This window comes from Streptomyces sp. NPDC045778, from assembly GCF_056431945.1.
This window is the reverse complement of sequence record NZ_JBWKJZ010000039.1, coordinates 61,982-75,430: the sequence shown is the minus strand read 5'-3', so window position 1 is coordinate 75,430 and position 13,449 is coordinate 61,982. Positions and strand designations below refer to the sequence as shown.

General features: G+C 72.9%; 10 protein-coding genes. 3 read left to right on the top strand and 7 right to left on the bottom strand.

The window, feature by feature from the left end; translation table 11 throughout:
• Positions 1–127: 127 nt before the first annotated feature.
• From AC07GB_RS34530 to AC07GB_RS34500, 7 genes are all read right to left on the bottom strand, one after another.
• A complete protein-coding gene (locus AC07GB_RS34530; RefSeq protein WP_478852539.1) occupies positions 128–2,623 on the bottom strand; it encodes a sugar phosphate nucleotidyltransferase in 2,496 nt (831 codons plus the stop codon).
• Positions 2,624–2,798: 175 nt separating this feature from the next.
• Positions 2,799–3,143, bottom strand: coding sequence for an STAS domain-containing protein (locus AC07GB_RS34525; protein WP_478852537.1), 345 nt, complete (start codon positions 3,141–3,143; stop codon positions 2,799–2,801).
• Positions 3,144–3,261: 118 nt separating this feature from the next.
• Positions 3,262–5,094 (bottom strand): AGE family epimerase/isomerase, encoded by a 1,833-nt coding sequence (locus AC07GB_RS34520; RefSeq protein ID WP_478852535.1) that lies wholly within the window; start codon positions 5,092–5,094, stop codon positions 3,262–3,264.
• Complete coding sequence (locus AC07GB_RS34515) at positions 5,091–5,702, bottom strand: DJ-1/PfpI family protein (protein ID WP_478852533.1); 612 nt, start codon at positions 5,700–5,702, stop codon at positions 5,091–5,093. Before AC07GB_RS34515 ends, AC07GB_RS34520 begins: the two co-directional genes overlap by 4 nt.
• Before the next feature lie 101 nt (positions 5,703–5,803).
• Positions 5,804–6,259 (bottom strand): nuclear transport factor 2 family protein, encoded by a 456-nt coding sequence (locus AC07GB_RS34510; RefSeq protein ID WP_478852531.1) that lies wholly within the window; start codon positions 6,257–6,259, stop codon positions 5,804–5,806.
• Positions 6,260–6,320: 61 nt separating this feature from the next.
• Entirely contained in the window at positions 6,321–7,985 is a 1,665-nt protein-coding gene (locus AC07GB_RS34505; RefSeq protein WP_478852529.1) for a thiamine pyrophosphate-binding protein, read from the bottom strand.
• A gap of 121 nt (positions 7,986–8,106) precedes the next feature.
• Complete coding sequence (locus AC07GB_RS34500) at positions 8,107–8,934, bottom strand: type 1 glutamine amidotransferase domain-containing protein (RefSeq protein ID WP_478852527.1); 828 nt, start codon at positions 8,932–8,934, stop codon at positions 8,107–8,109.
• Positions 8,935–9,678: 744 nt separating this feature from the next.
• Here AC07GB_RS34500 and AC07GB_RS34495 point away from each other — a divergent pair.
• From AC07GB_RS34495 to AC07GB_RS34485, 3 genes are all read left to right on the top strand, one after another.
• Complete coding sequence (locus tag AC07GB_RS34495) at positions 9,679–11,031, top strand: acyltransferase family protein (protein ID WP_478852526.1); 1,353 nt, start codon at positions 9,679–9,681, stop codon at positions 11,029–11,031.
• A 251-nt stretch (positions 11,032–11,282) separates the two neighbouring features.
• Complete coding sequence (gene treS, locus AC07GB_RS34490) at positions 11,283–12,986, top strand: maltose alpha-D-glucosyltransferase (protein ID WP_478852545.1); 1,704 nt, start codon at positions 11,283–11,285, stop codon at positions 12,984–12,986.
• Positions 12,983–13,342: a hypothetical protein gene (locus AC07GB_RS34485; RefSeq protein WP_478852525.1), complete on the top strand. Its 360-nt coding sequence runs from the start codon at positions 12,983–12,985 to the stop codon at positions 13,340–13,342. Before treS ends, AC07GB_RS34485 begins: the two co-directional genes overlap by 4 nt.
• The last annotated feature ends 107 nt before the right edge of the window (positions 13,343–13,449 follow it).

Sequence of the window (13,449 nt, the reverse complement as noted above, 5' to 3'; positions counted from 1 at the left end):
CTTTCCACTCCCCCCCCACCCCACCCCCCCCCCCCCCCCCTCCCCCCCCCCCCCCCCCCCCCCCCCCCCCCCCCCCCCCCCCCCCCCCCCCCCTCGACACCCCCCGCACAGCTGCGGGGGTGGGGGTTCAGGCGGCGGCGGAGCCGCGCACGGCCTCGCTCCATTCGTCCAGCAGGGCGTCGGCGGCCGCGGGGTCGGGGCCCTCGGCCCACAGGCGGGTCAGGGGGGCGGCCGCGTCGGGCAGGACCAGGGCCCAGCGGCCGTCGTCCTCCAGGACGCGCACGCCGTCGGTGGTGTCGATCCGGCGGCCGCTGGCGGCCTCCACCACGGTGCGCATGACCTGGCCCTTGATGCGCCAGGCGGTGGGCAGCTCACGCCGGCGCACGTGCACGGTGGGCAGCGGGGCGATGAGTTCGCTCAGGGCGGTGTGGTCCCGGGCGAGCAGGGCGGCGAGTTTGACGAAGGCCGCGATGCCGTCGGCGTAGATGCTGAACTGGGGCAGGACGAAGGCGCCTTCGCCGTCGGCGGCCAGGATGAAGCCGCCGCCGGCGGCGGCCCGGTTGAGGTCGCCGGGGGCGGTGGCCACCCAGCGCACCTGGCCGCCGTGGGCGTGGGCGGTGTGCTCGGCGGTGCGTGAGACGGTGACGGGCACCGCGGTGCGCCCGCCGCCGGCCTCGGTGGTCAGCAGGCGGATGAGCAGCAGCAGGACGCGGTCGTCGGCGATGATGTGGCCCTGTTCGTCGACCAGGGACAGCCGTTCGCCGCCGGCGTCGAAGCGCACCCCGAAGTCGGCGCCGGAGGTGGCCACGAAGTGGCCCAGGGTGTGCAGGGCGGCGCGGCGTTCGGCGGGGGTCTCGGTGCAGGAGGCGGGCACCAGGGCGTTGTTGACGGTCAAAGCCTCGATGCTCAGCCGGCCCAGGACCGCGGGCAGGCTCAGCGCGGTGCTGCCGCAGGCGGCGTCCACCACCACCTTCAGGCGCCGGTGGCCCTCGGCGGGGCCCAGGTGTTCGGTGAGCGCCTGGGCGTAGTCCTCGATGCTGGTGGGGGCGGTGTCCAGGCGGCCCATCTCGCCCGAGAGCACGCGCCGGTACTCGCGCCGGCCAAAGACGCGCTCCAGGCCGCGCTGGGCGGTGGGGGACAGGTCGATGCCGTGCGCGTCCACAAAGACGATGTCGACGCTCTCCTGGCTGCCGGGGGTGGTGGTGATCACGATGCCGCCGTGGCTGTTCTGGGCGGTGTGCCGGCGGGCCAGCGGCAGCGGCACGTGTCCCAGGTCGTGCACCTGCAGGCCGGCCGCGCGCAGCGCGCAGATCATGGCGGGCAGCAGGACGGCCGCGGCCACCGAGTGGTCGCGGGCCACGCTGACGCGGCCCTCGCGCGGCAGGGTGGTGGCGAACGCGCTGGCCAGGCGCACGGCCAGGTCGGGGGTGATCTGGCTGTTGAGTGTCCCGCGCACCCCGCGCGGCCCGAACAGTGACTTGGTGGCCCGCGATTCCCAGATCAGGCTGTCGTTGACGGTGGTGCCCGCCTCGATGGTCTTGCCCGGGTAGATCAGCACGTCGGCGGCGACGGTGGCCTCCTCCTCCACCACGCAGCCCGCGCCCAGCACGCTGCCCTCCTCGATGCGCACCTCGCGGCGCAGGCTGCTGTTGCGGCCGATCACGCAGCCGCGCAGGCCGGCGCCGGGGCCGATATAGGCGTGCGGGTGCACCACCACCTTGTGCAGGCTGGCGCCCTGGTCGATGACCGCGTGCGCGCCCACCACCGTGTGCTCGCCGATCGAGGCGCCCGCCCCGATCTGGGCGTGCGGCCCCACATACACCGGCCCCTTCAGCACGGCGCTGGGATGCACGCGGGCGCTGGCGTCCACCCGCACGGACGGTGAGAGTTCCACCCCGGCCCGCTCCACACCCACCCGCCCGCCAAGGACGTCGGCCTGGGCGCGCAGATAGCCGGCGTGGGTGCCCACGTCCTGCCAGTAGCCCTCGGCGACATAGCCGTAGACGCCCCGGTGCTCCTCCAGCAGGCGGGGGAAGACGTCGCTGGACCAGTCCACGGACTCGCCCTCGGCGACGTAATTGAGGACCTCGGGTTCCATGACGTAGATGCCGGTGTTGACGGTGTCGGAGAACACCTGGCCCCAGGTGGGCTTCTCCAAGAAGCGCTCCACGCGGCCCTGGTCGTCGACCACGGTGATGCCGAACTCCACCGGCTCGGGCACCCGCGTCAGGCACACCGTGACCAGCGCGCCCTTGGCCCGGTGGAAGGCGATCAGATCGGACAGGTCGATGTCGGTCAGCGCGTCACCGGAGATCACCACGAACGGCTCGTCGCCCAGCTGGGCGGCGGCGTTCTTCACGCTGCCCGCGGTGCCCAGCGCGTGCGGTTCGCTGGCGTAGCTCAGGCGCATGCCCAGCGCGCTGCCGTCCCCGAACTGCTCGCGGACCAAGGAGGCCAGGAACTGCACCGTGACGACGGTCTCCTCCAGGCGGTGGCGCTTGAGCAGGCGCAGCACGTACTCCATGATCGGCCGGTCGGCGACCGGCAGCAGCGGCTTGGGCAGGTCCGAGGTCATCGGCCTCAGCCGTGAGCCCTCGCCGCCGGCCATCACAACAGCCTTCATGTCGAAGAATCTCCCTTGGGGTAGCGCGGGTGCCGCGGGGGCGTACGGAAAAAAATTCAGGGGCGAAAAAGTTCCACCGGTGCAGAAAAGAAAGAGGGCCACAAGTGCCGGGAATACGCGGGGCGTCACGGGCAGGGGACACCGGCGGGAGCCGGCGGTGCGGGCGGGCGGGGGTTCAGGCGGCGGCGGGCTCGTCGGGCAGGCTCAAAGATCCCTCGATCAGCGTGATGGCCTGGGCGAAGCCGCTGGCCTGCAAGATCCGCCGGACGCTGTCGCAGGCGCCGTCCACGACGATCTGCGCGCCGGCGGGCAGCTGCTGCTGGGTGCAGCACAGGCAGCGCACCCCGGCCGCCGACAGGGAGGTCAGCCCGTGCATGCGCAGCACCAGCCGGTTCACCGGACGTGACAGCGCCTGCTCGATCAGGGTGCGCACGGCCGGCACCCGTTTGTCGGTCAAATCCCCGCTGAGGTAGATCGTGGCGGTGTCACCGGTGAATCCGAAGTAGGCCTCAAAACTCATCACGTCATCCCTTTGCATCGGTATGTCTGCGGAAGCGGTACGGGCGCGGCCACCGGCACAGCGGCGGAAGGCGGAACAGCACAGCGGCAAAGCGTGAAACAGCACAGGGCGCGCGGGGTCAGGGGTGGCCGGTGGCGGGGCGCAGGCGGACCTGGACGGTCCGGCGCTGCTCGCCGGCCGGCAGGCGTACGGTCATCTCGGCGGCGTCGAAGTCGTCGAAGGGGGCGCCGTCGAGCAGGACGTGCTCGATCTCGACGCGGCCCGGCGGCAGCAGGTCGGGGGCCACCCGCAGCAGCCGGTGGGGGAAGTCGGCGCCGGCGTGCGGTTTGAACCACAAATCCAGCGGCTCGCGGCGGACCAGCAGGCGGGTGTAGACCTCGGCGAGGTAGCACAGTTCGGCCTTGTGGTACATCGCCATCGCGTGGCTGCCCTTGAGGCGTTCGTTGCCCAGCAGATAGGGGATGCCGCTGGCCAGGACGGTGAAGTGGACGCCGCCCTCGTCGTGGTCGAGGAAGAAGGCGTTGTAGAAGGCCGCGGCCTCATCGGCGTGGCGCAGGTGGCCGTCCTGGCCGGTGGCCCCGGCCAGGGCGAGGTAGGCCAGGATGGCCTGTTCCTGCTGCCACCAGGTCTTGCGGTCGTGCCAGGCGAAGGCGTGCCGGCCCTCCTGGGCCTCGCGCTCCAGGACGTCGTACCAGCCGCCGCGCTGTGGGTCGCGGCCCACGGCCGGAAGGTCGGCGGCCAGCTGTTCGGCGAGCTGGCGGTATTCGCGTTTGGGCAGCACGGCGTGCATCCGCATCAGGTTCCACACGATCTTCAGGTTGTGGCCGACGACCGCGCGGTTCTGCTGCCAGCCCCAGTCGTGGTCGGGACTCCAGTCGGCGTGGAAGCGCTCGTTGACGAAGACGCTTCTGTCGCGGGAGCGGTCGGGCAGATGGGTGACGATCATGTCGAAGGTGTGCTCCAGCATGCGCCGGTAGCGTTCCTCGCCGGTGGCCAGGTACAGGTTGATCAGGTAGGCGGGGGCGTGGTCGCCCACCGAGTTCCAGTTCTTGCGCGAGCGGTTGGGGCCCAGGCTGTCGTGGTGGGGGCTGAGGGTGACCGGGTCGATGTGGGAGAAGTAGCCGCCCAGGCGCGGGTCATGAAAGGCGCTCTCGAAGAGCTTGACGGTGGCCCGCAGGTCCTGGCCGATGACCGGGTCGCCGGTGATGCGGTAGGTCTGGGCCAGGCCGACCAGGGCGTAGATCTGCTCATAGGCGGGGATGGCGCGGTAGTCGTCGCCGAACTCCGAGGCGAACAGCTTGCGTTCCACCGGCCCCGCCACGTCCACGCCGTGGTACCAGTAGACGGTGCCTTCCTCGGCGTCGAAGAAGCGCAGGTGCTCGTGCAGGTAGCGCGCGCCGCGCTCGGCGACGTCGAGGAAGTCCTCCTCGCCGGTGAGCAGGTAGGCGCTGGCCATGCCGTAGACCAGGCGGGAGAGGGTGTCGGTCTCCTGGATGTGCTGGGTGGTCTTGTGGCCGCTGCCGTGGATCTCGGTGCGGTACTCGGCGAAGTCGGCGGGTCCGGTGCCGAACTGCGAGCGGCGGTAGAAGCAGGCCAGTTCCCTGAGCTGGCGCGTCCACCAGCCCTGCTGCTGCCAGGGCGGCACCGCGCCGGCCCCGGCGGCGATCACCACCCGGTCGGCCTGGAAGAACAGGCCGCCGGGGGTGGGGTAGATGGGACCGTAGACGAACACGTACGTGCCCGGGGTGAGCAGGGCATCGAGCTGTCCGGTCACGTCCTGGTAGGGCTCGCCGAGGTTGCGCAGGCGCTGGGCGGTGGTCGCGCCGCTGAGGTGGATCATCACTTCGCGGCCGTCGGGGGTGGTCAGGGTGAAGCGGCTGCCGAGCCGGCCGCTGACGTGGCCGGTGGTCAGGTCGGAGAAGGAGAACGGCAGCTGGGCGGGCGCGCTCATGCCACCGCCCGGGCGGGGATGTCCAGGCGCTCGATGACGGTGCGGGCCAGCAGATGGCAGTGCTCGACCGTGCGCGAGGTGATCAGGTCACGGTCGACCACCAGGTCCTGGTTGAGGTAGACCGCGCCCATGTTGCGCACATCGCCGGCCACGTTGTTGTGGCAGGTCACCGGCCGGTCCCTGAGCAGCTCGGGGGCGGCGGAGAGCAGTTGCAGGCCGTGGCAGGAGAACGCCTTGAGCACGCTGGGCACCCTAAAGGCGCGGCGCAGCAGTTCCAGGGCGGGGGAGATCTGGTCCACGTCCTCGCTGTAGCGCAGCCGCTCGGCGACCAGGCCGGAGGGCACGATCAGCGCCGAGTACTGCAGCAGTTCGTGGAAGTCGACCGCCTCCAGGTCGCCCTCGACGGTCAGCGGGGCCTGGTGGCCCTGGCCGGTGAAGGTGATCGACGACAGCCCCCACAGGCGGGTCAGCAAAATCACCTCGGCCCCGTCCTCGGCGAAGCGGCGCTGGTAGTAGGCGATTTCCTCCTCGACGTAGCCGCTTTCCAGCAGGATGCCAAGGCGTTTGCCGGCGAGGCGGCCGGTGGGCAGGGGTTTGACGATGGCCATGTGGAGGGTCCCAAAGTCGGTGGTGGCGTGGGAGAAGCGGGGGGGGAATGCGGGCCCGGCCCGGCCCGGCCCGCGCGGGCGCGGGGTGCGGGCGCGGGGGCTCACAGCGGGGGCGAGCCGGGCATCGGGGCCAGGGCGGTGACGGTGTAGGTGCGGATGCGCCAGCGGCCCTCGGTGTGCGCGAGGGTCCATTGCTGGTAGGCGTCGAAGCCCAGCCAGGTGCTGCGCGCGGCGGGCGGCTGCCAGGTCCTGGTCTGCCAGTTGACGACGATGTCCGCCTGTGCGCAGGGGCCCGCCGCACGGCGGATGTCCAGCGAGGTGAGGGTGTGGCGCTCGTCGAAGAAGCGGTGGGTGACGGCCTCGTACCACTGGGCCAGGCCGTCGTGGCCGTGCACCGCACCCTCGGGCAGGTGCATGACCACATCGTCGGTGACCAGCGGGGTGAGCGTGTGCAGCGGGTCGTGCCGGTCCAGCGCCCGGTACCAGGCGGTGACCAGGTCGCCGATCGCGGCGTCCGCGGCGGTGGGCCGCGCGGGCGGGCTCTGCACGTCGGACATGGGTGAACTCCCTTGGCTCCACGAGGACTTGCCCGCCCCCGCCCCTGGGGCGGGGGCGGGGTCAGGCGGTGTTGAGGTCCACCAGGTAGGGGCCCTGGTGGTCCAGCAGGGCGCGCACGGCGCCGGGGACCTGCGCGGGCTTGTCCACCCGCTGCCCCGGCACGCCCAGGGCCGCGGCCAGGGCGGTGAAGTCGATGTCGGGCCCTGACAGGTCAAAGGCCGCCGGGTGGGCGCGCGGGGCGATGCCCAGCTCGGCCCAGTAGCGCTCGATGTTGTCATCCAGCAGCTGGTAGCGGCGGTTGTTGCAGATCACGAAGGCGGCGCCGATGCGGTAGCGGGCCGCGCTCCACAGTGCCTGGACGGTGTACATGCTGGCGCCGTCGCCGGTGAAGGCCACCACCGGCAGGTCGGGGCGGGCCAGTTTGACGCCCAGGGCGCCGGGGATGCCCACCCCCAGCGAGCCGCCGCGGGTCTGGAAGTAGCGGCCCGCCCGCCGCGGCGGCAGATGCCGCAGCAGCGGGCCGCAGGCCGTCAGCGCCTCGTCGAAGACCACCAGGTCGCCCGGGGCCCGGGCGGCCAGCTCCCGGGCGAAGCAGTCCATCAGCCAACCCTCCCCGCCCGCCCCCGTGCCCCCGCCCGGCGGGCGGGCCGCCGGAACACCGCCCGCCGCCCCGTGGCCCCGCTCCCGCTCCCGGTCCTGGCCGGGGGCGGGGTGCGGGCGGTGGGCCAGGTGGACGGCCAGGCCCTCAAGGGCCAGGGCCGGATCCGCGGCCAGCCCGAGATCGACGGGAAAGTTCTTGGCGATCTCATAGGCGTCGGCGTCGATGTGCACGATCGCCGCGCCCGGGTCGAACGGGCTGTCCAGGCAGGGAAAGACCTCGGGGAACACATAGGTGCCCACGATCAGCACCGCGTCCGCGCCCGCCACCACCCGCGCACTGTCGGCGCCGAACATGTGCCCCAGCGTGCCGGCGTACAGCGGGTGGGTGGCATCGAAGTTGACCTCGGAGGAGTTCACCCCCCACACCGGCGCGCGCAGCGCCTGGGCCACCTCGGTCAGGGCCTGCTGGGCGCCGCTGGCCGCGACGCCGTCACCCATCAGGATCAGCGGCCGGCGGCCGGCCGCGAGCAGGTCCGCGGCCCGTGCCAGGGCGGCCGGCTCGGGAACGGCACGGGTGTGGGGGAGCGGGGCGGGCACCACCGGCTCGCTGGTGTGCTGCTCCAGCACGTCGGCGGGCAGCACCACCAGGACCGGGCCGCGCGGCGGCGTCATGGCGATCTTCACCGCGCGGCGCAGCTCCCGCAGCACCGAGGAGGCCTCCAGCACGCGGGTGGCGTACTTGGTGACCGGCCCGGCCATGGCCACCAGGTCGGCGGCCATCTGCGCGTCCAGGGCCGCATAGCGCACCCCCGCCTCCCCGGCCAGCGCCACCAGCGGGGAGTTGCCGCGCCGGGCCTGGTAGAGCATGCCGATCGCGTTGCCCAGGCCCACCGCGCTGTGCAGCTGGATGACGCCGGGGCGCTGGGCCGCGCGCGCGTAGCCGTCGGCCATGGCCACCGCCACGCTCTCGTGCAGGGCCAGCACATAGCCGACCGCGCTGTCCTCGGCGAGGTCCAGCAGGCCCTGCTCGACCGTGCCGGGGTTGCCGAACAGGTAGCGCACGCCGTCGGCGGCCAGCTGCTCGAACACCGCGGCCTTGGCGGGCCTGGCGGCCTTGGCGGGCATGGGCATCTCCTCCTTCACCGCAGGGCACCCGAGGGCACCGGCCACGGCATCACGGGCACACCGAACACGGCACCAGGGGCGACACCGGCGGCGGCGCCGGGCGCGGGGCCGGGGCGGCAGGTCACCAGCCGTAGCGGCGCAGGCCGTTGTCGAGCACCTCGATGAGCATCTCCCCGGCCGTCACCGAGTCCGGTGTGGAGCGCGCGGTGATGAACGGGAAGTCCACGACGACCGAGACCTCCTTGCCCACGTTGCCGTGGAAGGCCCCCTCGGGGCCGGTGGCATCGCGCAGGATGTACTCCAGCGGGTAGGGCGGCGGGCCCATGTTGAAGTCGACCCCCACGAAGCCGGTGCCGTCCTTGTAGTCGTACTCCTTGGGGTGACCGGTGACGTGCTTGCCGCGCAGCAGGCTGGCGCGGGAGTCCCAGTCCCGGGCGAAGGCGAGCGCGGCCACCCCGTAGCACTCGGCCAGGATCGGCTTGTCGGCGCCGGCGAAGGCCAGGATCAGCTCGTGCAGCCGCTCGTTGTTGGCCAGGTCCACGATCGGGCCGCTGCCGCCGACGATGACCAGCGCGTCGAAGCCGCCCAGCAGCTCCTGCACGGCCGCCGCCAGGTTGCTGTGGTAACTCTCCAGCTCCCGCAGGTGGTTCAGGGCGCTGTAGTACGGCCGCTCGGGGATCATCTCCGCCAGGCTCAGGGGATTGTCCAGACGGCTGGAGTCATCCAGCGCTCTCGCACGCCGGGCCATGTCCCGCGAGGTGACCGCGCGGCCCAGCGGCGGGTCGATGTACTCGGAATCGAGACTGGGCGGCAGGGCCTGCGCCCGTTTGCCGTGCGGCGTCATGAACGTGGTGCGATACCCGCGTGCGTCGAATGCCTCGATTGGGCCCACGAGTTCCTCGCCCCAGTAGCCGTATTCGGAAAGCACGACCAGGATGCGTTTGGACACGAGGTCTCCCTGTCGTCGGATGAGATCCGTCCCCGGAAGAAGAAACAGCCCGGCCGATGGCCGAAATCAGGGACATTCGGAGTCAACCCCGCGCTCGCGCAAGGGAGCAATAAACAGCGGGGCCCGACCGGAGACTCGTCCAACTTGCCCCAGTCGACGCGCAGTTCGCAAATCCGTACGAGGGCGCGGCGTATTCACTGGTCACCTGAGAAAGAGGGCAGCGCCCCCATCCCTCCACCCGCCCGCCCCGCACCACACCGGGCCCCGGCACCACGGCCGGCGGCGCCGCACCCCGCCACCACCGCGCCGGACCGCCCGCACTCCGGCACCACCCCGCCACCGCGCCGGACCGCCCGCACTCCGGCACCACCCCGCCACCGCGCCGGACCCGCCCGCATTTCGTCCGCCGCGCCGCCCTCGCTCGCCGCCCGCCGCGCCCTGCCCCGCCACCACCGCCCCGGACCGCCCGCACTCCGGGACCACCCCGCCACCGCGCCGGACCCGTCCGCCCCCCCCGCCTTCGCTCGCCGCCCGCCGCGCCCCGCCCCGCCCCGCCCCCACCGCGCCGGACCCGCCCTCCGCCCGCCACCGCGCCGCCCTCCGCCCGCCTCGCCCCGCCCCCGCTGCGCCCGGCCTTCCCGCCCGGCCCCCCTTGGCCCCGCAGCGCCCCGTCCCGCGCGGCTCCGTCCCGCGCGGTCCCGTCCCGTGCGGCCCCGTGCCGTGACCGCCCAGGAGTGTGCCCCCATGGCCACCGCCGCCACCGCCGGCTCCGCCGCCACCGCCGGCTCCGCTGTCGTCCGCCCGCACCGTCTGCCCTCGCTGACCGGCATGCGCTTTGCCGCCGCCGCCTCGGTGTTCGCCTTCCACGCCTCCTTCGCGGGCTTCTTCGCCGAGGCGGGCACCCAGCGCCAGCTGGCCGCGGTGCTGTCCAAGGCCGGCTGGGTGGGCGTGTCGTTCTTCTTCGTGCTCAGCGGCTTCGTCCTGGCCTGGTCGGCGCGGCCCGGCGACAGCGCCCGCCGCTTCTGGCGGCGCCGGCTCGCCAAGATCTACCCCGCCCACCTGGTGACCGCGCTTGCCGCCTTCGTGCTGCTGGCCGCCACCGGCACCGCCGCGGCGCCCGGCGCGGTGGCGGCCAACGTGCTGCTGGTGCAGTCCTTCTTCCCGCAGCCGCACCTGTACGTCAGCGGCAACCCGGTCAGCTGGTCCCTCTCCTGCGAGCTGCTGTTCTACCTCGCCTTCCCGCTGCTGTGGCGGGCTGTGCGCGCCCTGCCCGCGCGCGGGCTCTGGCCGCTGGCCGCGGGCCTGGCCGCGTTCGTGACCGCCCTGCCCGCCGCTGTCGCGTTGCTGCCCGCCACCCCGGCCCTGGCCCTGCCCGACGGCACCACCGGCCAGTGGCAGTACTGGCTGCTGTACGTCTTCCCGCCGGTGCGCGCAGCCGAGTTCGTCCTGGGCATGGCCTTGGCCCGGATCGTGCGCGAGGGCCGCTGGCGGGGCCCGCGCCCGGCGGGTGCGGCAGCGGCGCTTGGCGCCGGCTATGTGCTGGCCACCCAGCTGCCCTACCTGGCCGGCCTGGTGGCCGCCACGATCGTGCCGATCGCCCTGCTGATCGGCGCCCTGGCCCACGCCGACACCACCGGGCGCCGCACCGCGCTGAGCGCGCCCGCGGCGCTCTACCTCGGCGAGGTCTCCTTCGCCCTGTACCTGGTGCACCGCCTGGTCCTCATCCACGGCCACCAGGCGCTGGGCGGGCGCGCGTTTACCACCCCGGCGGCCCTGCTCGTCCTGGCCGCGGCGTTCACGGTGAGCTTGCTGCTTGCCGCACTGCTCCACCACGCGGTGGAGAAACCGGCGATGCGCCATTTCGCGGCTCCCGCGCAAGCCCGGAAGCAACACCGGAAGCAAGCCCGGAAGCAAGCCCGGAGGCAAGGCCGGAAGCGAGCCCGGCGCATTCCCGCAGGCGACCGGCGACTTGGGCAACTTGCCGGGATGAAACACCCTTCCTTGCCCGCGCCGGGCGGCCTCAGAATCCTGAAACCCTTGCCAGGTCAACGACCCGGGCCCCCGGGGGCGGACCAGGAGCGGCCTCCCGGCCGCTGACCACCCCCCGGGGCCAGCCCCGCCGCCCCTGCCGCGCACACCCCGCCGCCCCACCGGCCCCGCACCCGCCGCCCCACCGGCACCGCCCCCCGCGCGCGTCCGTCACCGTGCCGCACCAGGCCGCAGACGGGCGCGCGCGGCCCCCTCGCCCCGCGACGCCCTCAGCCCGGAGCACTCCGGGACCCCGCCGTCACCTGGAGGAACCCTTGAGCACCGACCAGGCCGAAGCCACCGCAGCCCGGCGCGCGCCCGTGCCCCCCACCCCCTCCACCAAAGCGGTGACCGACACCCCCGACTGGTACAAGCGGGCCGTCTTCTACGAGGTCCTGGTCCGCTCCTTCAAGGACAGCGACGGCGACGGCGTCGGCGACCTGAAGGGCCTGACCTCCCAGCTGGACTACCTGCAATGGCTGGGCGTGGACTGCCTGTGGCTGCCGCCCTTCTTCAAGTCCCCGCTGCGCGACGGCGGCTACGACGTCTCCGACTACCGCACGGTGCAGCCCGAGTTCGGCACCCTGGAGGACTTCCGTGCCCTGCTGCAGGCCGCCCACGCGCGCGGCCTGCGCATCATCACCGACTTCGTGATGAACCACACCAGCGACCAGCACCCCTGGTTCAAGGCCTCGCGCGCCGACCCGACGGGCCCCTACGGCGACTACTACGTGTGGGCCGACGACGACGAGAAGTACCCCGACGCCCGCATCATCTTCGTCGACACCGAAACCTCCAACTGGACCTTCGACCCGGTGCGCAAGCAGTACTACTGGCACCGCTTCTTCTCCCACCAGCCCGATTTGAACTTCGACAACCCGGCCGTGCAGGAGGAGATCATCTCCGCGCTCAGGTTCTGGCTCGACCTGGGCATCGACGGCTTCCGCCTGGACGCGGTGCCCTACCTGTACGCGGCCGAGGGCACCAACTGCGAGAACCTGCCCGAAACCCACGCCTTCCTCAAGCGGGTGCGCCAGGTCATCGACACCCACTACCCCGGCCGCATCCTTTTGGCCGAGGCCAACCAGTGGCCCGAGGACGTCGTGGACTACTTCGGCGACTACGAACGCGGCGGCGACGAATGCCACATGGCCTTCCACTTCCCGCTCATGCCGCGCCTGTTCATGGCCGTGCGCAAGGAATCGAAGTTCCCCGTCTCGGAGATCCTCGCCAAGACCCCCAAGCTGCCCGCCGCCTGCCAGTGGGGGCTGTTCCTGCGCAACCACGACGAACTGACCCTGGAGACGGTCACCGACGAAGAACGCGACTACATGTACGCGGAGTACGCCAGGGACCCGCGGATGCGCGCCAACATCGGCATCCGCCGCCGCCTGGCCCCGCTCCTTGAGAACGACCGCGACCAGATCGAGCTGTTCACCGCCCTGCTGCTGTCCCTGCCCGGCTCGCCGATCCTGTACTACGGCGACGAGATCGGCATGGGCGACAACATCTGGCTCGGCGACCGCGACGCGGTGCGCACCCCCATGCAGTGGACCCCGGACCGCAACGCCGGCTTCTCCGAGGGCGACCCGGCCAGCCTGACCCTGCCCACCAACCTGGGCCCCGTCTACGGCTACCCGGCCGTCAACGTGGAGAGCCAGCGCGACAACCGCGCCTCCCTGCTGCGCTGGACGCGCCGCATGCTGGCCGCACGCCGGCGCCACCACAAGGCCTTCGGCCTGGGCGACTTCGAGGAGATACCCACCTCCAACGCCGCCGTCCTTGCCTATGTGCGCCGCCACTTCGACGAGGACGGCCACCCCACCGAGATGCTGTGCGTCAACAACCTCTCGCGCCACCCCCAGCCGGTCGAACTCGACCTGCGCGCCTACAGCGGCGTCGTCCCGGTGGAGGTCACCGGCCAGACCACCTTCCCGCCGATCGGCCCGCGCCCCTACCAGCTGAGCCTGACCGGCCACAGCTTCTACTGGTTCTGCGTGTGCCGCCACGGAGCCACCCGGTGACCTGCACGGCCCTGGCCATCCCCTTCGACCGCCTGGAGCGGGCCCTGGCCGCGTGGCTGCCCGCCCCGGCGCGAGGGCCGGCGCCGCAGGGCGTGAGCATCCAGGAACTGGGCCTGGCCCGCACCGGCCCCCGCCCCGCCGGACAGGCCCTGCACCTCGTTTTGGGCCTGCGCGTCCACCACGCCGATGCCAGCAGCGGGGCGTGCCGGCTGGCCATCGCCATCCACCCCCTGAGCGACCTTCCCGGCCTCACCGGGCCCGCCGCCCAGCGCCCGCGCCTGATCGCCGTCCTCGACGACGTCGTCATCTGCCAGCCCCCGCCCTCGCCGGCTGACACCCCCGCCCGCCCCGCCTGAGAAAATCCCCACCCCGCCCCTCTTCCTGTGTCCCCGCCCCTTTTCCCCCGCGCGACAACAGCCTCCCGCCACACCGCACCTTCGTCGCCCCGCCCCCACCGCCCCGG